Source organism: Rossellomorea aquimaris, from assembly GCF_020171925.1.
Lineage (GTDB): Bacteria > Bacillota > Bacilli > Bacillales > Bacillaceae_B > Rossellomorea > Rossellomorea aquimaris_F.
The window spans coordinates 57,011-76,093 of sequence record NZ_JAIVAR010000009.1; the positions used below are offsets into that span (position 1 = coordinate 57,011).

21 protein-coding genes, 11 tRNA genes and 1 rRNA gene are annotated in these 19,083 nt (G+C 45.5%); 31 read left to right on the forward strand and 2 right to left on the reverse strand.

Annotated features, from left to right (window positions below; all coding sequences use genetic code 11):
- The first annotated feature begins 113 nt into the window (after positions 1-113).
- From LCM10_RS19160 to LCM10_RS19175, 4 genes are all read left to right on the forward strand, one after another.
- A complete protein-coding gene (locus LCM10_RS19160) occupies positions 114-1,079 on the forward strand; it encodes a nuclease-related domain-containing protein (protein WP_224877982.1) in 966 nt (321 codons plus the stop codon).
- Between the two features lie 100 nt (positions 1,080-1,179).
- Positions 1,180-2,142, forward strand: coding sequence for a UV DNA damage repair endonuclease UvsE (gene uvsE / locus LCM10_RS19165; RefSeq protein WP_224877984.1), 963 nt, complete (start codon positions 1,180-1,182; stop codon positions 2,140-2,142).
- 194 nt (positions 2,143-2,336) lie between these two features.
- Positions 2,337-2,816: a PH domain-containing protein gene (locus LCM10_RS19170; protein WP_224877985.1), complete on the forward strand. Its 480-nt coding sequence runs from the start codon at positions 2,337-2,339 to the stop codon at positions 2,814-2,816.
- On the forward strand, positions 2,806-4,284 hold the full coding sequence (locus LCM10_RS19175) for a PH domain-containing protein (protein ID WP_224877988.1): 1,479 nt from the start codon (positions 2,806-2,808) through the stop codon (positions 4,282-4,284). Before LCM10_RS19170 ends, LCM10_RS19175 begins: the two co-directional genes overlap by 11 nt.
- Before the next feature lie 30 nt (positions 4,285-4,314).
- Here the strand turns inward: LCM10_RS19175 and LCM10_RS19180 are convergent, their stop codons facing one another.
- Positions 4,315-4,905, reverse strand: coding sequence for a rhomboid family intramembrane serine protease (locus tag LCM10_RS19180; RefSeq protein WP_224877990.1), 591 nt, complete (start codon positions 4,903-4,905; stop codon positions 4,315-4,317).
- A gap of 168 nt (positions 4,906-5,073) precedes the next feature.
- Here LCM10_RS19180 and acpS point away from each other — a divergent pair, with 168 nt between their 5' ends.
- The 14 genes from acpS to LCM10_RS19250 all read left to right on the forward strand — a co-directional run bounded on the left by acpS (position 5,074) and on the right by LCM10_RS19250 (position 16,739).
- Complete coding sequence (gene acpS / locus LCM10_RS19185) at positions 5,074-5,424, forward strand: holo-ACP synthase (protein WP_224877992.1); 351 nt, start codon at positions 5,074-5,076, stop codon at positions 5,422-5,424.
- Positions 5,425-5,607: 183 nt separating this feature from the next.
- Positions 5,608-6,621 carry a LolA family protein gene (locus LCM10_RS19190; protein WP_224877994.1) on the forward strand — a complete coding sequence of 338 codons (1,014 nt, stop codon included), beginning with the start codon at positions 5,608-5,610 and terminating at the stop codon, positions 6,619-6,621.
- Positions 6,622-7,162: 541 nt separating this feature from the next.
- Positions 7,163-8,326: an alanine racemase gene (gene alr / locus LCM10_RS19195; protein WP_224877996.1), complete on the forward strand. Its 1,164-nt coding sequence runs from the start codon at positions 7,163-7,165 to the stop codon at positions 8,324-8,326.
- Positions 8,327-8,565: 239 nt separating this feature from the next.
- Complete coding sequence (locus tag LCM10_RS19200; RefSeq protein ID WP_032085355.1) at positions 8,566-8,847, forward strand: CopG family ribbon-helix-helix protein; 282 nt, start codon at positions 8,566-8,568, stop codon at positions 8,845-8,847.
- Between the two features lie 4 nt (positions 8,848-8,851).
- Positions 8,852-9,202 carry a type II toxin-antitoxin system endoribonuclease NdoA gene (gene ndoA / locus LCM10_RS19205; RefSeq protein ID WP_006838214.1) on the forward strand — a complete coding sequence of 117 codons (351 nt, stop codon included), beginning with the start codon at positions 8,852-8,854 and terminating at the stop codon, positions 9,200-9,202.
- Between the two features lie 359 nt (positions 9,203-9,561).
- A complete protein-coding gene (locus LCM10_RS19210) occupies positions 9,562-10,392 on the forward strand; it encodes an RsbT co-antagonist protein RsbRA (RefSeq protein ID WP_224877998.1) in 831 nt (276 codons plus the stop codon).
- The gene (locus tag LCM10_RS19215; protein WP_318247513.1) at positions 10,389-10,745 is read left to right on the forward strand and encodes an STAS domain-containing protein; all 357 of its coding nucleotides are present in this window, start codon (positions 10,389-10,391) and stop codon (positions 10,743-10,745) included. Before LCM10_RS19210 ends, LCM10_RS19215 begins: the two co-directional genes overlap by 4 nt.
- A gap of 3 nt (positions 10,746-10,748) precedes the next feature.
- Positions 10,749-11,150: an anti-sigma regulatory factor gene (locus LCM10_RS19220; RefSeq protein WP_224878000.1), complete on the forward strand. Its 402-nt coding sequence runs from the start codon at positions 10,749-10,751 to the stop codon at positions 11,148-11,150.
- Positions 11,151-11,160: 10 nt separating this feature from the next.
- The gene (locus tag LCM10_RS19225) at positions 11,161-12,171 is read left to right on the forward strand and encodes a PP2C family protein-serine/threonine phosphatase (RefSeq protein WP_224878002.1); all 1,011 of its coding nucleotides are present in this window, start codon (positions 11,161-11,163) and stop codon (positions 12,169-12,171) included.
- Positions 12,172-12,252: 81 nt separating this feature from the next.
- Positions 12,253-12,588 carry an anti-sigma factor antagonist gene (locus tag LCM10_RS19230; protein ID WP_224878034.1) on the forward strand — a complete coding sequence of 112 codons (336 nt, stop codon included), beginning with the start codon at positions 12,253-12,255 and terminating at the stop codon, positions 12,586-12,588.
- A complete protein-coding gene (gene rsbW / locus LCM10_RS19235; RefSeq protein ID WP_318247515.1) occupies positions 12,588-13,055 on the forward strand; it encodes an anti-sigma B factor RsbW in 468 nt (155 codons plus the stop codon). The genes LCM10_RS19230 and rsbW overlap by 1 nt, the downstream gene beginning before the upstream one ends.
- Positions 13,033-13,830 carry an RNA polymerase sigma factor SigB gene (sigB, locus tag LCM10_RS19240; RefSeq protein WP_224878012.1) on the forward strand — a complete coding sequence of 266 codons (798 nt, stop codon included), beginning with the start codon at positions 13,033-13,035 and terminating at the stop codon, positions 13,828-13,830. The genes rsbW and sigB overlap by 23 nt, the downstream gene beginning before the upstream one ends.
- Complete coding sequence (locus tag LCM10_RS19245) at positions 13,830-14,426, forward strand: PP2C family serine/threonine-protein phosphatase (RefSeq protein ID WP_224878014.1); 597 nt, start codon at positions 13,830-13,832, stop codon at positions 14,424-14,426. The genes sigB and LCM10_RS19245 overlap by 1 nt, the downstream gene beginning before the upstream one ends.
- Before the next feature lie 156 nt (positions 14,427-14,582).
- Entirely contained in the window at positions 14,583-16,739 is a 2,157-nt protein-coding gene (locus tag LCM10_RS19250) for a Tex family protein (protein WP_412103424.1), read from the forward strand.
- 50 nt (positions 16,740-16,789) lie between these two features.
- On the opposite strand, the gene cmpA is transcribed toward LCM10_RS19250, so the two are convergent.
- Positions 16,790-16,906 (reverse strand): cortex morphogenetic protein CmpA, encoded by a 117-nt coding sequence (gene cmpA / locus LCM10_RS19255; RefSeq protein WP_224878018.1) that lies wholly within the window; start codon positions 16,904-16,906, stop codon positions 16,790-16,792.
- 143 nt (positions 16,907-17,049) lie between these two features.
- Here cmpA and LCM10_RS19260 point away from each other — a divergent pair, with 143 nt between their 5' ends.
- The 13 genes from LCM10_RS19260 to LCM10_RS19320 all read left to right on the forward strand — a co-directional run.
- Positions 17,050-17,517: a SprT family protein gene (locus LCM10_RS19260; RefSeq protein WP_224878020.1), complete on the forward strand. Its 468-nt coding sequence runs from the start codon at positions 17,050-17,052 to the stop codon at positions 17,515-17,517.
- A 132-nt stretch (positions 17,518-17,649) separates the two neighbouring features.
- A tRNA-Asn gene (locus LCM10_RS19265) sits at positions 17,650-17,724 on the forward strand.
- A 7-nt stretch (positions 17,725-17,731) separates the two neighbouring features.
- A tRNA-Ser gene (locus tag LCM10_RS19270) sits at positions 17,732-17,822 on the forward strand.
- A gap of 16 nt (positions 17,823-17,838) precedes the next feature.
- Positions 17,839-17,910 (forward strand) — tRNA-Glu (locus LCM10_RS19275).
- 57 nt (positions 17,911-17,967) lie between these two features.
- Positions 17,968-18,044: transfer RNA gene (locus tag LCM10_RS19280), tRNA-Asp, on the forward strand.
- Between the two features lie 78 nt (positions 18,045-18,122).
- Positions 18,123-18,197: transfer RNA gene (locus tag LCM10_RS19285), tRNA-Gln, on the forward strand.
- A 4-nt stretch (positions 18,198-18,201) separates the two neighbouring features.
- A tRNA-Lys gene (locus tag LCM10_RS19290) sits at positions 18,202-18,277 on the forward strand.
- A 39-nt stretch (positions 18,278-18,316) separates the two neighbouring features.
- Positions 18,317-18,398: transfer RNA gene (locus LCM10_RS19295), tRNA-Leu, on the forward strand.
- Positions 18,399-18,470: 72 nt separating this feature from the next.
- Positions 18,471-18,556, forward strand: a tRNA-Leu gene (locus tag LCM10_RS19300).
- A 15-nt stretch (positions 18,557-18,571) separates the two neighbouring features.
- A tRNA-Arg gene (locus tag LCM10_RS19305) sits at positions 18,572-18,648 on the forward strand.
- 56 nt (positions 18,649-18,704) lie between these two features.
- Positions 18,705-18,781: transfer RNA gene (locus LCM10_RS19310), tRNA-Pro, on the forward strand.
- 23 nt (positions 18,782-18,804) lie between these two features.
- Positions 18,805-18,878 (forward strand) — tRNA-Gly (locus tag LCM10_RS19315).
- Between the two features lie 106 nt (positions 18,879-18,984).
- A 16S ribosomal RNA gene (locus LCM10_RS19320) occupies positions 18,985-19,083 on the forward strand; the annotation flags it as partial.

Genomic DNA, 19,083 nt, shown 5'->3' on the forward strand with positions numbered 1-19,083 from the left:
ATGGCGCATAAAACGAAAAAATCACGCGCAAATGGAAAATCCAAGAAAAAATAAAGGACTTCACATCAATGAAGAGAATATATATTAGGAATCAAAACAAAAGGAGTGGTAGTTTGGTCGTAAAAGAACGAGAATTTCCAATCAGGATTCACCAAAACAAAGCATTGTTAAAAAGGATTAGAAAAAATCATACAGCGATCCCCCGAATCGAGTCCGATTTGAAGAAAATAACGGCTGGTTACAAGGGAGAAAAGGCAGTTGATTATCAGTTGGGGTTTCTGGAAGAGAAAAACTATTCGATTTTTCACAACGTCAGGCTCAAGATCGGTACTCAATATTTTCAAATTGATACTCTCATCATCAATACACGTTACATTGTCATTATTGAAGTCAAGAATTTGGCTGGTATCATCCGCATCGATCCCAGTATAAGGCAGTGCACTCGGATTCTAGGGGATACACAGGAAGGATTCATCGACCCCATCTCGCAAGTTGAGAAACTTACCCTTTTATTCAAGAAATGGCTTTTAAAACAAGGGATGATGGTTCCGCAGCACATAGAGTTTCTGGTCGTAATCAGTAATCCTCAAACCACAATTGAATTCACCGCCCGCCCACCTTTACACTCTCCATATACAAGAGTCATCCACGCTCAGAATATCCTACATTTCATAAACACCCTAAACGGAAAATACAAGAAAGAAGTACGGACGATCAAAGAAATAAATAAAATGAAAAGACTGATCATCAAACACCATTCTGTCCCCGAAACCGATGTTCTGGATTATTATCGTATTGAAAAAGATGAAATCATGACGGGGGTGCAATGTGAGAAATGCTTTGCAGCGCCTTTGCCAAGAGTCAGTAATTACTGGATTTGCTCGAAGTGTGGAATTCGATCAAAAAACGCCCATCTCCCTGCTGTCGAAGATTACTTTTTGCTATTGGATGATGTAATCACCAATCAAAAGTTGAGAGAATACCTCCATCTACCATCACGCAATGTCGCAAGGAACATACTCTCCTCCCTAAACCTAAACTCCGCCGGCACCGGTAGAGGCTTCTACTATTTCAAGTAATCCGAATGTCTCTCCCCCCACCGCACATACTAACCCATAACAACACCAACCAATCACAAGAATCATAAAATTCCAACCCGAAAAAGGAGCCTAACCCACCATGACTCTCATCCGACTTGGCTACGTGGCCATGAGTATGAATCTTCAAAATGCCTCGCCTTCACAGACGATGACATACAAGCAGTTTTCATCGATAAAAGATCGGGAAGCGGCCATCAGGAAGCTTGAGCGCATTGCCCGCTCCAATCTTCAGAATTGCCTCCGTCTCTTGAAGCATAATGTTCTTCATGACATTCATTTTTTTCGTTTCAGCTCAAAGCTGATCCCGCTTGCCAACCATCCGGATTTGAAGGGGTGGGATTTCATTGCGCCTTTAGAGGGGGAACTCAGCGATTTAAGGGAGTACATCAATGCTCATCCGATGCGTGTCGACTTTCATCCCGATCACTTTGTGCTTCTGAATACGAGTGATGTTGATGTCCTCAAGAATACTTTTCATACGTTGAAGATGCACAGGGATCTCCTCCTTGGCATGGGGGTGGAGCCTCTACATCGCTGTGTCCTGCATGTGGGAGGAGCGTACGATGATAAGGAGAAGGCGCTTGAACAGTTCATTCATAATTGGGGGTTAACGCCTGCCTCGCTTCAGGACATGATCATCCTGGAGAATGACGACACCGTCTTTACTGCCGCCGATGCGCTTTACCTTTGTGAAAAATTGGGAATCCCTCAAGTGTTTGACTATCACCATCATCTTGCCAACCATGAAAGGGATTGGCTGTATGATTGGGAGCGGGTCGTCTCCACGTGGACTCAGTCTCCGCTTCCCGTGAAAATGCATATATCCAGTCCTCGGTCTGAGAAGGATTTCAAGGCACACGCGGATTACATAGACAAGGGGATGTTCCTTGATTTTCTGAGCGGAATCAAAGGATCCGTGGAGCAGGTGGACTGCATGATCGAGGCAAAGAAAAAGGATGATGCCCTGTTCAAGCTTGCCAAGGATTTGAAGGATGTCGAAGGGATTGAGTGGGTGGATCAGTCTTCCTTCATTTTGAAGTAGGCCTCTTTAGGCCTTTTTCTGTTGGGTCCCGCTTCTTTTTTTCCTAAAATCAGAGGTTGCTAAGAAGCAGAACTTATCTAAAAAAGGACCCCCGATCAAAGTTCCATTAGAGCCCTTTGAAACCAAACCTATCCTCAAACGTAAACATACTGTAAGATTTATACATAAGGGTTTAGACAAAAAGGAGGATGGCTATGAGAGGGGAGCCTCAGAAACGGATTTCACCGAAGGCGTTGAAGGTATGGCGCTTGCATGGTGCGATTCAGTCATTGGTGTTGGGACTTTTCGTGATTGGGACGGTCATATTGACGACCATCTTTGAATGGTCGGTCTGGGTCATGGTAGTGGCAATCGGTGTGCTGCTGTTATTTACATATACGATGATATTCTTTTTGCCTTCGATTCGCTGGAAAAGGTGGAGGTATGAAGTGCGGGAACAGGAGATTGAGCTTCAGAGAGGCTTTATTTTCATTAAGCGCACCCTCGTCCCGATGGTGAGGGTGCAGCATGTGGATACGGTGCAGGGTCCGCTATTGAAACGGTATCGTTTATCGACGATTACAATCTCGACGGCCGCCACCGTTCATGAAATCCCCGCATTGGATACGGAGGAAGCGGATGAGCTGAGGAATAGGATTTCCTTACTGGCAAGGGTGGCGGAAGATGATGTCTGAATCGAAACGCCTGCATCCGATTTCTGCCGTGGCAAGCTTTTTGAAGCAATTGAAGGAGTTGATCATTCCCTTCGTACTGCTTTTCGTCCTTAATGGCGGTGGCGATAAGGGGGGCTTCTGGGACTATATGCCGCTCATTTCAATGGCGGTGGTGCTGGTGGTCGTCCTTGTGGCAGGATTCATCAAGTGGCTGCGTTTCACGTATCGATTGGCAGAAGGGGAGCTTCGGATCGAATATGGATTATTTGTGAAAAAGAAGCGGTATATCCCGTTTGACCGGATCCAGAGCTTGAACTTTTCGGAGGGCATCATCCATCGTCCGTTTGGCTTGGTAAAGGTGAAAGTGGAGACAGCCGGTTCATCGAATTCGAGGGAATCTGAGGCGGAACTGACGGCAATTTTGAAAGAGGAAGCGTTGGAGCTCGAGAGGATCATTTATCGAGAGAAGAGGAAAGCGTCTTCCGCCGAAATGTCTGAAGAGGTTGAAAGTGAGAAAACCGGGAACGAAGAGAAAGCGGTCTTCAGGATGAATGCCAAGGATATCTGGGTGCTCGCGGCGACATCCGGGGGAATCGGCGTGATCCTGTCCGGTGTCGGTGTGTTTCTTTCTCAATTCTCGGAGTTCATCCCGTATGAATCGGTCTATGATGAAATGATGATGTTTGTGAAGAGCGGGCTCGCCATCATAGCGGTCCTGTCGTTTATCGTGCTAGTAGTGGCATGGGTGGTTTCGGTAGGGTGGACGTTCGTTGTTTACGGTGATTTCACGATTCGGTTGAACGATGACAATCTGGTGATAACTAGAGGACTACTTGAGAAAAAGCAAGTCACCGTGCCGTTGAATCGTGTCCAGGGAATCCGGATTGTAGAGAATCCGCTGCGCCAGCTGTTGGGATTTTGTACGGTTGTGATTGAGAATGCGGGAGGATCCGTGCTTGAGAAGGACAGCTCGACCATCAAGCTGATGCCTGTTGTCAGGAAGAAAAGAGTCGAAGGGTTGCTAAAGGAAATTTTTCCGGATTATGAGCTGAGTGAGAGCTTCGATAAGCTCCCTCGGCGTGCACTCAGGAGATACATCATACGGGCAGCGGTCTGGGTACTCATCCCGGCCGTCATCGCAGCCATCCTGTTTTGGCCATTTGGTCTCCTAGCCATCTTGCTGGTGCTTCCTTTCGGCATGATTGGCTACTTACAGCACCGTACAGGGGGATGGAATCTTTCGGGCAACCAATTGGCCCTGCGTTACCGGGGGATCTTGAAGCATACTGCATATATGAAGAAGAATCGGATTCAATCGCTTGATGCCAAGCAAAGCAGGTTCCAAGCTAGGAAGGATCTGACGACCATCACCACGACCCTGAAGTCTGGTCAGGCCGGCTATTCAAGTGAAGTGGCCGATCTGGAGGAAAGGGATGCATCCCGTATTTATGACTGGTTTTCCCATGGGACGCATAACGACAATCGATGAAAAAAGGTGATCCGCTTCATGACGCGCGGGTCACCTTCGTTTTTTCCCTACGATCCATCCGATTAAAAACCCCCCAAGCAATCCGAATATATGGGCAGTGATGTTGATGCCGGATTGCATGAACGTCATTGCAACCCCGATGACGACAATCGGAAGGATGACCTGGCGGCTCTCACTCGTGATGAATGAATTCTTTAAAAGAATCATAGCGATATAGAAACCGAATAGACCGAATATAGCACCGGATGCCCCGATATGACTGTAGGTCAGTGGCTTGATTAAATAAGTCATCACATTGGCGAAAACGCCACTTGCCATATAAAGAAGGAGGAACCGGATCTTTCCGAGATACTTCTCTAATGGTGGCCCAAATAAAACCAATGAAAAAGAGTTAAACAACAAATGGGCAAACCCGAGGTGGACGAAGATCGGTGTGATGAGCCTCCACCAATCACCATCCCTGATATACAGATTCACCCCTGCCAGCTTTTCATATACCCACATTTGAGGGAAGAACGGCAGGCTGCTCACTAAATAGAGCATAATATGGATGAGAACGATCAATGATATGATCGGATAGCGTCGTAAAAATTGTGAAAAGCTTTCTGTTCGGACAAACATAGTGTATCCTCCTAATGGGATCGTTAATTATATCGTATAACTCATGATAAAGCTCCCGGCTTCTTTAAACAAGAACTTACACCTGGTTGCGTGCGCCTCCACCAGTGCAGGTTGAGGCCGTTACATAAGTATATGAGAAAAAAGACAAGAGTAGAAGGAGGACAACGGATGATTAAAGGAATAGGACTTGATATCGTTGAGCTTCACCGGATCCGCACGATCGTCGGGCGGCAGCCAAAATTGATCAAACGGGTTCTGACTCCGAGGGAACAGGATCATCTGGCTTCGTTGACAGAAGCGCGGGCGATCGAGTTTCTTGCAGGTCGATTTGCGGCCAAAGAAGCATTTGCAAAAGCGAATGGGACGGGAATCGGGCGTTCCCTTTCATTTCAGGATATCGAAATAAGCAAAGATGAGTACGGCAAGCCATTCTTTTCAAAACCAGCAGGGATCCATGCGCATCTGTCAATCACTCACAGCAAGGAGTTTGCCGCGGCACAGGTCATCATTGAAGAGTAAAAAAATCCGGGCTTGTCATCTTCGCTAGCATATTCCCTTAGGTTGTCTCATATATTCAGTAGTGCAATAGGAGAGACAAGGCTAGGTATGTACAATCGGGATCCCGATTGTAAAAGAGACAAAGACCTTCTAGCTTTCCCCTCTCTCAATTACGTTTATCTTGAGACAAAAGGGGTTGAAATGATGAAGAAAAGGCTAGTTGTACTAGTGATGGCCATGCTTGCGGTGTTGATGTTGGCTGCTTGCGGGGAGAAATCGAAAGAAGATGTGACAAAGGATCTGAAGGCAAAGGTAGAGGACATGAAGGGGTATAAAGCGGATGCCAAAATGACGCTTCAGGTTGGCGATGAGCCACAGACGTATGATGTGGAAGTGTGGCATAATAATCCTAATTATTACCGTGTTGCCCTCAAGAATGCCGCGAAGGACCAAAGTCAGATGATTCTCCGTAACGATGAAGGAGTATTTGTCCTGACCCCTGCGCTGAACAAGAGCTTCCGCTTCCAGAGTGAATGGCCGAATAACAGCAGCCAGGCATATCTGTACGAGTCATTGGTGCAGGATGTACTAGAAGACAAGGAAGCGACATTCAAGGAAACGAAGAGTCACTATGTATTCACGACGAAGACCCGTTATCAGAACAAGCAGATGCTTCCAACCCAGGAAATTGCCTTTAACAAGAAAGATCTATCGCCTGCAACAGTGAAAGTGATGGATGCGGATCATAATTCCCTTGTAAAAGTCGAATTTTCCAAGATGGATATGAAAGCTGCCTTTGATAAGAAAGACTTCGACATGAAGAAAAACATGACGGGTGCACAACTTGAAGTTCCGGTTACGGCTAGTGTGGAAGACAAGGAATTCACGGTCCTCTACCCTATGTCAGAAGTTACAGGAACAGAGTTGATAGAAGAGAAAGAAGTTGCGACTGCGAATGGAAAACGTGTCGTCTTGACCTACGGTGGGGAAAAATCCTTCACGATCATCCAGGAGAAGACAACCGTGGTACCAACCATGACAGTGTCGACCTCACTAAAGGGTGAACTGGTGGACTTAGGATTCACCGTTGCCGCCATGACGGATAATTCCATCCGATGGACCAATAACGGCGTCGATTACATGCTCGCTTCAAACGACCTGACTCCTTCTGAAATGGTCATGCTTGCACAGTCCGTTCAAGGATCGATGGTGAAATAGGAAAGAGATAAAATGGGGCGGCCCTTGAGGGTTTGCTCCTTTTCTTTTTGAATGATGTCGGGGTGTCGATTACGTCGCGTTGGAAGGTACGTTAGATCGTTTGCTGGGGGATAACCTGGAGACGGGGGTGGGGGATAGCTTATTTTGGTGGTGGGGTGATTTTCACCGGGATTTGCATAATTGCACGGGTATCTTCACGATTGCACCGGAACCTACATAATTGCACCGAAAACTCCGTAATTGCACTGGAATCCACATAATTGCACCAAAATTTCGCGAATTGAACCTAAATCTCAATAACATCAAAGCATCCCCATTCAAAATCAACAGACTCCAACCACACCATCCGTAATCCCCCCTCCGATATCCCGACCGCGCAGATGCCCCTTACAAACAAACACTCCACAATCACCATCCAAACCCTTCGTGAAAGATTCTTGCCTCACAAAAATTAATTTGACACAATAAGAGAATAGATGAATAATCAGAGATAATCTTGAATAGACTGACAATGTTTTGTTGATATGAGGAAGTGACCAGAGTGGAAGCACAGACGCAATTCTATCGTGATACTTGGGTGGAAATCGATCTCGATTGTTTAACGGAAAATATTCAGAATATTAAGCGGCATATCGCTTCCGATGAAGTGAAGATGTTTGCTGTCGTGAAAGCGAACGCATATGGACATGGGGATGTGCCTGTCGCGCGCGCTGCGTTGGAAGCGGGAGTGCACGGGCTGGCCGTGGCTTTCCTGGATGAGGCCATTTCGTTACGAAAAGGGGGGATCGAAGCACCGATCCTTGTACTCGGGGCATCACGTGCCGAGGATGTGAAGCTTGCTTCTGATTTTGATATCGCTTTGACCAACTTCAGTTTGGAATGGCTTGAAGAAGCGGCTGAAGAGCTGGACGAAGAGGCTGGCTTGAAGGTGCATATCAAATGCGATACCGGAATGGGAAGGTTAGGCGTCCGGTCGGTCGAAGAGTTGAAGGAGATGGAAACATTCATCCGCTCCGGCCGCAAGTTCCAATTGGACGGTATATACACTCATTTTGCCACGGCTGATGAATTGGACGACACGTATCTTGAAGCGCAGCTGGGGAGATTCGAAGAGATGGTGAGTGTGTTGAATGAGCGCCCTCCCTATATACACTCGTCCAACAGCGCGGCAACATTGAGGAAGTCGAAAACCCATTTCACGGCGGTCCGGGTAGGCATTGCGATGTATGGTCTTACACCATCTGAAGAGATGAAGTCGGTATTGCCGTTCCAGTTAAAAGAAGTATTTTCCCTTTATTCTCGACTGGTCCATACGAAAGAACAGCAGGCGGGTGACAAAATCAGTTACGGCTCGACCTACGAAACCAAGGAAAAAGAGTGGATCGGGACCGTACCGATCGGATATGCAGATGGCTGGCTCCGGAAGCTTCAGGGCCAAGAAGTCATTGTCGCTGGAGAAAGGGTACCGATCGTCGGCAGGATCTGTATGGATCAATGCATGATTTCGTTGCCTGGACCCATGAAATCCGGCGAAAGGGTGACCTTGATCGGAAAGGATGGACATGAAAAAGTTTCAATAGATGAAATAGCAGAGAAGCTTGAAACAATCAATTATGAGATTCCGTGCATCATCTCTCCGAGGGTGCCTAGAATCTATATCAAAAATGGCAAGACTATCGGGGTTTCCAATAGACTATTGTCTTGATGATGACTCTTCCGGTACAGGTGCGGGGACTGACCCATACCCGTTGACCGCAGATGGACAGTGTCGAATAGCTAGGCAGGAAAAAATGAAATCATTTTCATTTTCATGAATAATTCATATTTTATATGGCGGATAATAGAAGAGATTGATAAATTGTCTTTTCATTCGCGTTATTTGATGGTATGATTGATATGTTAATGAACAGAAACGGTATGTAGTGATTGGTGGAGGTGTAGTTTGTGTCTGAATCCAGCGCAACAACAGAAATCTTAATTCGTCTGCCGCAACAGCTCGTTACAGAACTAGACGGCTTTGCAGATCAAGAGAATGTGAATCGCAATGAGTTTATTTATCGTGCAACCAAAATGTATTTAAGGGAACGAAAAAAGCGACAACTACGTGAATCTATGAGACGCGGCTATATGGAGATGGCTAAGATTAATCTTGCAATCGCTTCAGAAGCGATCCAAGCTGAATATGAGGCGGAACATACAGTCGAGCGCTTAGTAAGCGGAGGTTAATCCTTTGATTGTAAAGCGTGGTGACGTATATTTTGCAGATCTTTCTCCTGTGGTAGGGTCAGAACAAGGCGGGGTCCGGCCGGTGCTTGTCATACAAAACGATATAGGGAACCGATTCAGTCCCACAGTGATCGTTGCTGCCATTACCGCACAAATCCAAAAAGCTAAACTGCCTACACATGTAGAAATTGATGCAAAGCGTTATGGCTTTGAACGTGATTCTGTTATCTTGCTTGAACAAATCCGAACGATCGATAAACAACGTCTGACAGATAAAATAACTCACCTGGATGATGAAATGATGGAAAAAGTGGATGACGCCCTTCAAATCAGTGTCGGCTTAATCCAATTTTGACGTTCATCCCCGTGATGGTTCATTCAGGTACAACTGATAAATATTGAATAGAAGGCTTGCCTAACCTTGAAAGAGGACCGGCAAGCCTTCTATTTTTATTAGGAAACAGCCTGTCGCAATCGACGCGTGGTAAATACAGACAATAGTATGACAAATGGCTTGTGACAAATTATAATAAAATTAAACATGGGGAAGCATACCCTGAAAGGCATTGATTTGTTCAAAATTGTATTTTTTTGTTACTATATTAGTAAATGCGTCAAACTGTAAAATAAGTGCGGATCAGATTAAATATACGTTACATCCTTACGTATATGACAGGTAATGTAAATTTCTTATGGTAGAATGGGGAGAGTTTAATGTTCACTGAAATCACAGATTATATCCAGAATAATAAGTCTGAATTAACACAGATTTGGATGGAGCGCATGAAGGAAGAGGCCGATGAGAAATTCATTCAGGTCGTTTCTGATCAAATCTTCACGAAGACAAGCCATGAGTTCGTAGAAATGATCGCATCGAACTTAAGGGATTCGAAAGAGTTCACATCAAGGCTGGAGGGCTTTGCTGAAAAAGTGGTGCGCTTCGGCTGGCCATTGACATTCGTGACTTCCGCACTCAGCAAGTTTGCAAAAGTCGTCTATGAAGCCATGAAGGAAGATGGTTTGATCACCGAACAGAATCATGCCAAACAGGTTGAGTTATTCGATAAATGGGTGACCCCGATGTATAACAAAGTGATCAGTGCATATACAGAATCGTGGGAAAGAACGGTATCCCTTCAGAAGATTGCGTTGCAGGAACTCTCTGCCCCGCTTATTCCAGTGTTCGAAAAGATCTCAGTCATGCCTCTCGTCGGTACAATCGATACAGAAAGAGCACGACTGATCATGGAGAATCTCCTGAACGGTGTGGTGAAGCACCGTGCGGAAGTCGTTTTGATAGACATTACGGGTGTGCCGGTCGTCGATACAATGGTGGCCCATCATATCATCCAGGCTGCGGATGCGGTCAGGCTTGTGGGGGCGAAGTGCATGCTGGTCGGAATCAGGCCTGAAATCGCACAGACGATCGTGAACCTTGGAATCAACTTGAATCAATTCAGCACGAACAGCACACTGAAAAAAGGAATTGAAAAGGCTCTTGAAATGACTGATAGAAAAATTGTTTCAGCGGAGGGATCAGAGTGAGAATACCAATCTTAAAATTACATGATTGCTTATTAATATCAATTCAATGGGAACTCGATGATCAGACAGCCCTTCAATTTCAAGAGGACCTTTTGAATAGAATACATGAAACGAGTGCAAGGGGCGTGGTCATCGATATCACCTCCATAGACTTTATCGATTCATTCATCGCCAAGGTACTAGGTGATGTAATCAATATGTCGAGATTGATGGGGGCGAAAGTGGTCATTACGGGCATACAGCCCGCTGTTGCCATTACGCTGATCGAGCTCGGCATAAGGTTGGACGATGTTCTGACCGCTCTGGACCTCGAAAAAGGTCTGGAGAAATTACAAATGGAACTGGGGGACTAGTGAATGGATAGCCAATCCTGCGTGAAGATCACGAATGAATGGGACATCGTCGCTGCCCGCCAGTTAGGAAGAAACGTGGCAAAAGAACTGGGGTTCGGTACGGTGGATCAAGCACGTATCACAACCGCCATCAGTGAATTAGCACGGAATATATATCTTTATGCTGGTCATGGTCAGGTTTGTATAGAGAAACTGTTCGATGGCGGAAAGAAAGGCCTCCGCATCATCGCACTGGATGATGGACCTGGAATCAATGATATTAGAAAAGTAATGGAAGATGGATATTCCACATCAGGTGGATTGGGAGCCGGCTTGCCTGGAGTCAAGCGTTTGATGGATGAGTTCAACGTAGAATCTGCCCCTGGTGAAGGGACGGATATCCGGGCGACTAAATGGCTCCGCTAGGGGGAGTTAGATGAATTTTAGAGAACTGATGGATTCAAAATATAAAGAGATTATCGAGCACTATTTGAACGAACAAGATGAGAAGGCTTTGTATCTTGGTCAGAAATTCAGCCGTAAATCGATCGAGCATCATGTATCGCCGGAAGAAATCATCAGCCTCCATAAGAGTATCATGCTCGAAATGGAACCTGATATCCCGCATCAAGTCCTCCATGCATTCGATATTTTATTGGAGGTCATGATCGGATATGGATTCGCTTACCGCGAACATCAAAGCCTCAGAAGCAAACAGCAGGAACTGAACAATGAAATCGATATTGCCTCCAATATGCAGCAGACACTGCTTGGAACGAAGATACCTGTGATTGAAGGCCTCGATATTGCGGCTGTGAGTGTCCCCGCCAAGAAGATGAACGGGGACTATTACCACTTTGTACAAGATGAAAACGACAGCGTCAGTGTCGCGATCGCCGATGTCATCGGCAAAGGGATACCGGCAGCGTTGTGCATGTCCATGATTAAATATGCGATGGACAGCCTGCCTGAGTATCGCAATGAACCCAACGCCGTATTGGAAAGCTTGAACCGGGTGGTTGAGCAGAATGTGGATGAAAGTATGTTCATTACGATGTTTTACGGTGTCTATGATTCTCACAAACATATCTTTTCTTATTCGTCCGCAGGCCATGAACCGGGATTCTTCTATAAAGCGGAAGAAGACCACTTCGAGGACCTGGATGCAAAAGGGCTCTTATTAGGGGTCGATAAGAAAGCGAAATACAGACAATACGAAAGGCGAGTAGAGCTTGGCGACATGATCATCCTGCTGTCTGATGGAGTGACGGAATGTCGGACTGAGGAAGGTTTCATCGAGCGGGAAGACCTTGTGGACATGATCGGCAAGTATAAGCATATGACTTCTGATGAAATTGTCACCAATGTTTACAAAGAACTGGAGAAGCTCCAGCATTTCGAACTTAGAGATGACTTCACCCTTATTATTATAAAAAGAATTTCTTGAAATTCGTTTATCCTGCGAGGCAATAGGGTAAAAGAATAGAGACTTTATTATAATGCTTTATAAAAAAGGTGGTCGTTTATGATGAACTTATCAATAGATATTCAAGAAAAAGAGAGCGAATTTTTTGTCAAAGTAGCCGGTGAAATTGATGCATATACAGCACCTAAACTAAAAGAGACCCTTCAACCTTCTGCCGAAACCGAAAGTGATAAAGATATCGTAGTGGACCTATCGGATGTTTCCTATATGGATAGTACCGGATTAGGCGTATTTGTAGGCCTATTCAAAGCTATAAATGCACGCGGTGGTCAACTCAAGTTGGTTGGTCTATCCAATAGGCTGCAGAGATTGTTTGATATCACAGGGTTAGGGGACATTATGAACATAAATTCCAAGGTAGAGGGTGGAGTTGAATGATGCAAGCTTTTGATTACATCGAGATGAAGATTCCTGCAAAGCCCGAGTACGTTGGGGTTATTCGTCTGACTTTGTCAGGGATAGCCAGTCGTATGGGCTTTGATTATGATGCGATAGAAGACCTGAAGATTGCCACAAGCGAGGCGATCACGAATGCCGTACAGCATGCGTACAAGGGGGAGGACGGAGAAGTAGTGGTCGGTTTCGCCCTTTACGAAGATCGATTGGAGGTTATGGTAGCGGATCGTGGGGAGAGCTTTGACTTCAAAGCAATCCGCAGTGCGGTCGGACCTTACCATGCCGATCATTCTGTTGAATTCCTAAGAGAAGGTGGGTTAGGACTTTACCTAATAGAAAGCCTCATGGATGATGTGAAGGTTCATCATAAAGAGGGAGTAACAGTCTTTATGACCAAATTCCTATCAGGGGAGCAGGTGGAGAGGGATGAAAAAACTATCTCAACCTAACCAGCAGGAACAAAAAGAGAAAGTCCTTCGATGGATCAAGGATTATCAGGAACATCAGGACGATGAAGCACAAAATCAACTGATCCTTCATTACCAGAACCTTGTTGAGTCCATCGCGAGGAAGTATTCCAAGGGCCGATCATTTCATGAGGACATCATTCAAGTGGGGATGATTGGATTGCTTGGGGCGATCCGACGCTACGATGAATCGTTCGGACGATCATTCGAGGCGTTTGCAATCCCGACCATCATAGGTGAGATCAAGCGTTTCCTCCGTGATAAAACTTGGAGTGTACATGTCCCTAGAAGGATCAAGGAGCTAGGTCCTAAGATCAAATCTACCGTTGAAGAGTTAACGAATAAATTAGAACGTTCTCCACAAGTCCATGAAATCGCTGAATACCTTGAAGTTAGTGAAGAAGAAGTATTGGAAGCGATGGAAATGGGCCGGAGTTACCAGGCGTTATCGGTTGATCATTCCATTGAAGCGGACTCCGAAGGGAGCACTGTGACGATACTGGATATCGTAGGGAACCAGGATGAAGGCTATGAGAAAGTGAATCAGAAAATGGTGCTCGATAAAGTACTGCATGTCTTGTCTGACCGTGAGAAAGCAATCATACAGTTTACGTATCTAGAGAACCTGAGCCAGAAAGAAGCCGGTGAAAAGCTGGGCATTTCGCAAATGCACGTATCCCGTTTGCAGCGCAGGGCAATAAAGAAACTGCGGGAAGCCATCCAGGAAGAAGCAGTTGATACGGGGAATCATTATTAATGGGTTATTTCCAACAAAATGAAATCGAGCTTTACGCAGAGCAGGTATCCAAAAACGGAAATCCCTATTGTGGGGACAGTTATTATTACGTCTCAACAGATGACTATTTTGTCTGTGTGTTGGCTGATGGCTTGGGAAGCGGGAAGTTTGCATATGAATCATCACACGAAGTAGTAGAAATCGTGGAACGGAATCATCATGAAGATGTAGAGACGCTGATGGATTTGTGCAACAGTGCACTCCAGAAGAAACGAGGGGCAGCAGTTGCCATCATAAAGGCGTATTACCATTCCAAGGAGTTTGTGTATAGCTGTGTGGGGAATATTCGCTTTTACTTGTATTCTCCAGAAGGGAAAATCACCTATCCCCTTCCAGTAACGGGCTATCTATCCGGTAGACCCCAAAAGTATCAAACAAAGCGATACTCATATGAATCAAATTCGAGATTCCTATTACATTCAGATGGTTTAATCATATCGGGTGTGAAGACAGTCCTTCAGAAATATCCTACCTTACACAGTACGATGCATGATATTCAATCGAGAGTCGATGAGACCGCCGACGATACCACATATATAGTGGGAAGCTTACTCTAATGGAGAGTAAGCTTTTTTATTTCTCCTTATGAATAGAACCTGGCTGTATATAGTGTTGCTCACAGCATGACCGGGCCAACAAAGATTTTTTAGATGAGCATATGGTAAACTGAGAAGGAAACCTTTTGGATGGAGGTCCTATCATTGACAGTAACCATAACCAATCAAGAATATTTACTGCAAATTGTTTCTAAGAATGTAAATGTATCATTGAAAAATGTGAAAAACGTCATCGATTTATTGGAAGATGGAAATACGGTGCCGTTCATTGCCCGCTATCGTAAAGAGCAAACAGGGGCATTGGATGAAGTTCAGATTAAAGAAATCATGGAGCAGTGGAATTACCTGCAAAATCTAGAACAAAGAAAAGAAGAAGTTCTTCGTCTGATTGATGAACAAGGCAAGCTGACGGAAGAATTAGCGCAAGCAATCAAGAAAGCAGATAAATTACAAAAAGTAGAGGACCTATATCGTCCTTATAAGCAGAAAAGGCGAACTAAAGCGACTGTAGCCAAAGAAAAAGGTCTTGAACCGCTTGCACAATGGATGCTCACTTTCCCGGTGAACGGGAACTTGGAAAAGGAAGCCGTCCTATATATCGATAATGAGAAAGAAGTGTCAACGGCAGAAGAAGCGATTGCCGGAGCGAAGGACATTATCGCAGAGTACGTGTCGGATGAAGCGGCTTTCCGTGAATACATAAGAACTCAAACGTTCAGGAAGGGAATCATCGAGACCAAGGTCAAAAATGAAGAAAAAGATGAGAAGAATGTATTCGAAATGTACTATGAGTACAGCGAACCGGTAAGCAAAGTAGTACCGCATCGCGTTCTCGCCATGAATAGGGGAGAAAAAGAGGACATCATCAAAGTCAATATCCAACCGGATGCAGACGGGATCCTTCACTACCTGCAGAAACAAGTGATCAAGAATGTCCACTCGCCCGTACTCCCTGCAGTGAAGGAAGCGATTGAAGATAGCTATAAACGATTGATTCAGCCATCCGTTGAACGTGAAATCCGGAATGATCTCACTGAAAAGGCGGAAAACCAGGCGATTCACATCTTTTCGGAAAACTTAAGGAAGCTCCTATTGCAGCCACCGATGAAAGGGAAAATGGTCCTTGGTGTCGATCCTGCATACAGAACAGGCTGTAAGCTTGCTGTCATAGATGAAACCGGGAAAATGCTTGATGTGAGCGTCATCTATCCCCATCCGCCTCAATCAAAAAAGGCAGCTGCCGAGGAAACCGTGAAGAAGGTGATCGATCGCTATTCAATCGAGGTTGTCGCGATCGGTAACGGGACGGCTTCGAGGGAAACGGAACAATTTGTAGCGGATATCCTGAAAATAATTGAAAAAGAAATCTTCTATTTAATCGTAAATGAAGCCGGAGCCAGTGTATATTCCGCTTCTGACGTGGCCAGGGAGGAATTCCCCAATCTTCAGGTAGAAGAAAGAAGTGCTGTATCAATTGCCAGGAGACTGCAGGACCCTCTGGCGGAACTGGTGAAAATCGACCCGAAATCCGTAGGGGTGGGTCAATACCAACATGATGTATCGCAGAAGAAATTAAACGATTCCCTTACTTTCGTGGTAGAGACCGCCGTTAACCAGGTGGGAGTGAACGTCAATACAGCATCCTCTTCATTACTTCAGTATGTAGCAGGTTTATCGAAAACGGTTGCCAACAACATTGTGAAGAAAAGGGAAGAGGAAGGGAAATTCAAGTCCAGGTCTCAATTGAAGAAGATCCCAAGACTCGGTGCCAAAACATATGAACAAAGTATTGGTTTCCTTCGGATCATGGACGGAAAAGAACTACTGGACCGCACGCCGATCCATCCGGACAACTATGGGGATGTAAAAAAGCTCCTCGCAAAAACGGGCCTTTCTGAAGAAGCGATCGGTACCGATGATTTAAAGCAAGCCTTTGCTACATTTAATATGGATGAATTGGCTCAAGACCTTGGCATCGGTAAGTTGACGCTCAAAGATATCATCGATGCACTCGTTCGGCCAGGAAGAGACCCTCGAGATGAATTCCCTAAACCGCTCCTGAAAAAAGATGTTCTGAAGTTGGAAGATCTTAAAGAGGGGATGGAGCTTCAGGGAACCGTCCGAAATGTGGTTGATTTCGGTGCATTCATCGATGTGGGAGTGAAACAGGACGGGCTTGTCCACATCTCCAAGCTTAAACAGGGGTTCGTCAAGCACCCGCTCGATGTCGTATCGGTCGGTGACGTCGTGACTGTATGGGTAGATAGCGTTGATGTGAAAAAAGGCAGGGTCGCCCTGACCATGATTCAATAATAGAAGACGAAAAGCTGACTTGATGCAAGTCAGCTTTTCATTTCGGTCTACTATTGAGGGAAGTTTTTCTTTCTGTAGAAATTCCAGCATTGATTAAGAAGTTTTATCTGATAGCGATTCTTCTCAAGATATGCCTTCCTCAACTGATTTACGAGCCAGTTTGGCATAAAGGTACCCCCCTTATTCCAATCTATTAGAAAACATTCTTGAAACGATGGCCGATGTCTGTTCCTTTAGGAAGTTGTATAATGTATATGTATGTCAACAAAGATTGTCCCGTGCTGTAGCACGTGTGTGAAGGAGTGATAGCATGACAGACGAAGAACTTCAACGGATGGTCGAAGGGATTTCCCTGCGTTATTTTCACAAGCCTTTCCGTCATAAAGCCTACTTCAATCCAAGACTCAGGACGACCGGAGGGAGATACTTGCTTCGGAGCCATAATATCGATGTAAACGCGAAATATTATGAAGAGCATGGGGAATCCGAACTCATCGGAATCATTAAACACGAACTTTGCCACTACCATCTACATATAGAAGGAAAAGGGTACAAACACGGAGATGCCGATTTTAAAAAGCTGTTACAAGAAGTCGGGGCACCAAGACACTGCCAAGCGTTATCGAGCAATCGTAAAAGTGTTCGGATCGTAGTTTATTCCTGCTCGGAATGCGGGCTCGTATTCAAGAGAAGAAGGAGAATCGACACCAATAAATATGTGTGTGGCCGCTGCAAGGGGAAATTGGTCTTTCGGGAAGAAGTAAAGCAAGAACGATAGGAACTGGACGGCTTAGCCGGGTGGAGGCCAAGATTTAAAAAACTATATGAAAAAGTGTTGACAAGTAGTATCACAGTCATTATAATCGAAAGAGTCGATAAGACATTCAATAAGCGTTGGAATACTTCACGTTCCGCAGTAGCTCAGTGGTAGAGCTATCGGCTGTTAACCGATCGGTCGCAGGTTCGAATCCTGCCTGCGGAGCCATTTTTATGGAGAAGTACTCAAGTGGCTGAAGAGGCGCCCCTGCTAAGGGTGTAGGTCGGGCAACTGGCGCGAGGGTTCAAATCCCTCCTTCTCCGCCATCAACATTTTCATCCTGGCCCGTTGGTCAAGCGGTTAAGACACCGCCCTTTCACGGCGGTAACACGGGTTCGAATCCCGTACGGGTCATTATTCATAATGCGGAGCAACATTGTCTTTGCAAAAGAATATTGTTTAACACATTCTGGTCCGGTAGTTCAGTTGGTTAGAATGCCTGCCTGTCACGCAGGAGGTCGCGGGTTCGAGTCCCGTCCGGACCGCCAGAAAAAAACTTAAGAAAAGTGGTTGACATCCAAGAGGTGGACATGTTATTATAAAAACCTCGTCACTTTTCGAGGCGTTGGGCTATAGCCAAGCGGTAAGGCATCGCACTTTGACTGCGACATGCGTTGGTTCGAATCCAGCTAGCCCAGCCATTTTGAGCCATTAGCTCAGTTGGTAGAGCATCTGACTTTTAATCAGAGGGTCGAAGGTTCGAGTCCTTCATGGCTCACCATTGATTTTTGCAAAAGGCAAATATCATATTTCTTTTCATGCGGGTGTGGCGGAATTGGCAGACGCACCAGACTTAGGATCTGGCGCCGCAAGGCGTGGGGGTTCAAGTCCCTTCACCCGCACTTTACTTTTTGAAAAAAGTATTGACACAATGGTTTATCCTAGTTATAATAGTGTTTGTCGCTTAAAAAGACGCGGTCGTGGCGGAATGGCAGACGCGCTAGGTTGAGGGCCTAGTGGGGGCAACCCCGTGGAGGTTCAAGTCCTCTCGGCCGCACCAAACTTTCATTATATTGCGCCCGTAGCTCAATTGGATAGAGCGTTTGACTACGGATCAAAAGGTTAGGGGTTCGACTCCTCTCGGGCGCGCCACTAATTCTTCTACAAGCGAGTATGAAAGAATGAATAAGTAATTTATGCTTCTGGAACGGGAAGTAGCTCAGCTTGGTAGAGCACTTGGTTTGGGACCAAGGGGTCGCAGGTTCGAATCCTGTCTTCCCGACCACTACAATACATAACAATCGATATGCGGGTGTAGTTTAATGGTAAAACCTCAGCCTTCCAAGCTGATGTCGTGGGTTCGATTCCCATCACCCGCTCCAATTTAACCATTTGAACCTTGAAAACTGAACAAAACAAGACAATACGTCAACGTTAATTCTAGATTTACCGTAACGATTATCGTTACAAAAAGAGCTATTCAAACTTTTATCGGAGAGTTTGATCCTGGCTCAGGACGAACGCTGGCGGCGTGCCTAATACATGCAAGTCGAGCGGATCGATGGGAGCTTGCTCCCTGAGATCAGC

Bases quoted from the DNA above. Each gene is read 5' to 3' on its own strand.
- uvsE (WP_224877984.1), top strand. From the start codon at position 1,180: ATGACTCTCATCCGACTTGGCTACGTGGCCATGAGTATGAATCTTCAA.
- LCM10_RS19170 (WP_224877985.1), top strand. From the start codon at position 2,337: ATGAGAGGGGAGCCTCAGAAACGGATTTCACCGAAGGCGTTGAAGGTA.
- LCM10_RS19175 (WP_224877988.1), top strand. From the start codon at position 2,806: ATGATGTCTGAATCGAAACGCCTGCATCCGATTTCTGCCGTGGCAAGC.
- LCM10_RS19180 (WP_224877990.1), bottom strand. From the start codon at position 4,905: ATGTTTGTCCGAACAGAAAGCTTTTCACAATTTTTACGACGCTATCCG.
- acpS (WP_224877992.1), top strand. From the start codon at position 5,074: ATGATTAAAGGAATAGGACTTGATATCGTTGAGCTTCACCGGATCCGC.
- LCM10_RS19190 (WP_224877994.1), top strand. From the start codon at position 5,608: ATGAAGAAAAGGCTAGTTGTACTAGTGATGGCCATGCTTGCGGTGTTG.
- LCM10_RS19210 (WP_224877998.1), top strand. From the start codon at position 9,562: ATGTTCACTGAAATCACAGATTATATCCAGAATAATAAGTCTGAATTA.
- LCM10_RS19220 (WP_224878000.1), top strand. From the start codon at position 10,749: ATGGATAGCCAATCCTGCGTGAAGATCACGAATGAATGGGACATCGTC.
- LCM10_RS19225 (WP_224878002.1), top strand. From the start codon at position 11,161: ATGAATTTTAGAGAACTGATGGATTCAAAATATAAAGAGATTATCGAG.
- LCM10_RS19230 (WP_224878034.1), top strand. From the start codon at position 12,253: ATGAACTTATCAATAGATATTCAAGAAAAAGAGAGCGAATTTTTTGTC.
- rsbW (WP_318247515.1), top strand. From the start codon at position 12,588: ATGCAAGCTTTTGATTACATCGAGATGAAGATTCCTGCAAAGCCCGAG.
- sigB (WP_224878012.1), top strand. From the start codon at position 13,033: ATGAAAAAACTATCTCAACCTAACCAGCAGGAACAAAAAGAGAAAGTC.
- LCM10_RS19245 (WP_224878014.1), top strand. From the start codon at position 13,830: ATGGGTTATTTCCAACAAAATGAAATCGAGCTTTACGCAGAGCAGGTA.
- cmpA (WP_224878018.1), bottom strand. From the start codon at position 16,906: ATGCCAAACTGGCTCGTAAATCAGTTGAGGAAGGCATATCTTGAGAAG.
- LCM10_RS19260 (WP_224878020.1), top strand. From the start codon at position 17,050: ATGACAGACGAAGAACTTCAACGGATGGTCGAAGGGATTTCCCTGCGT.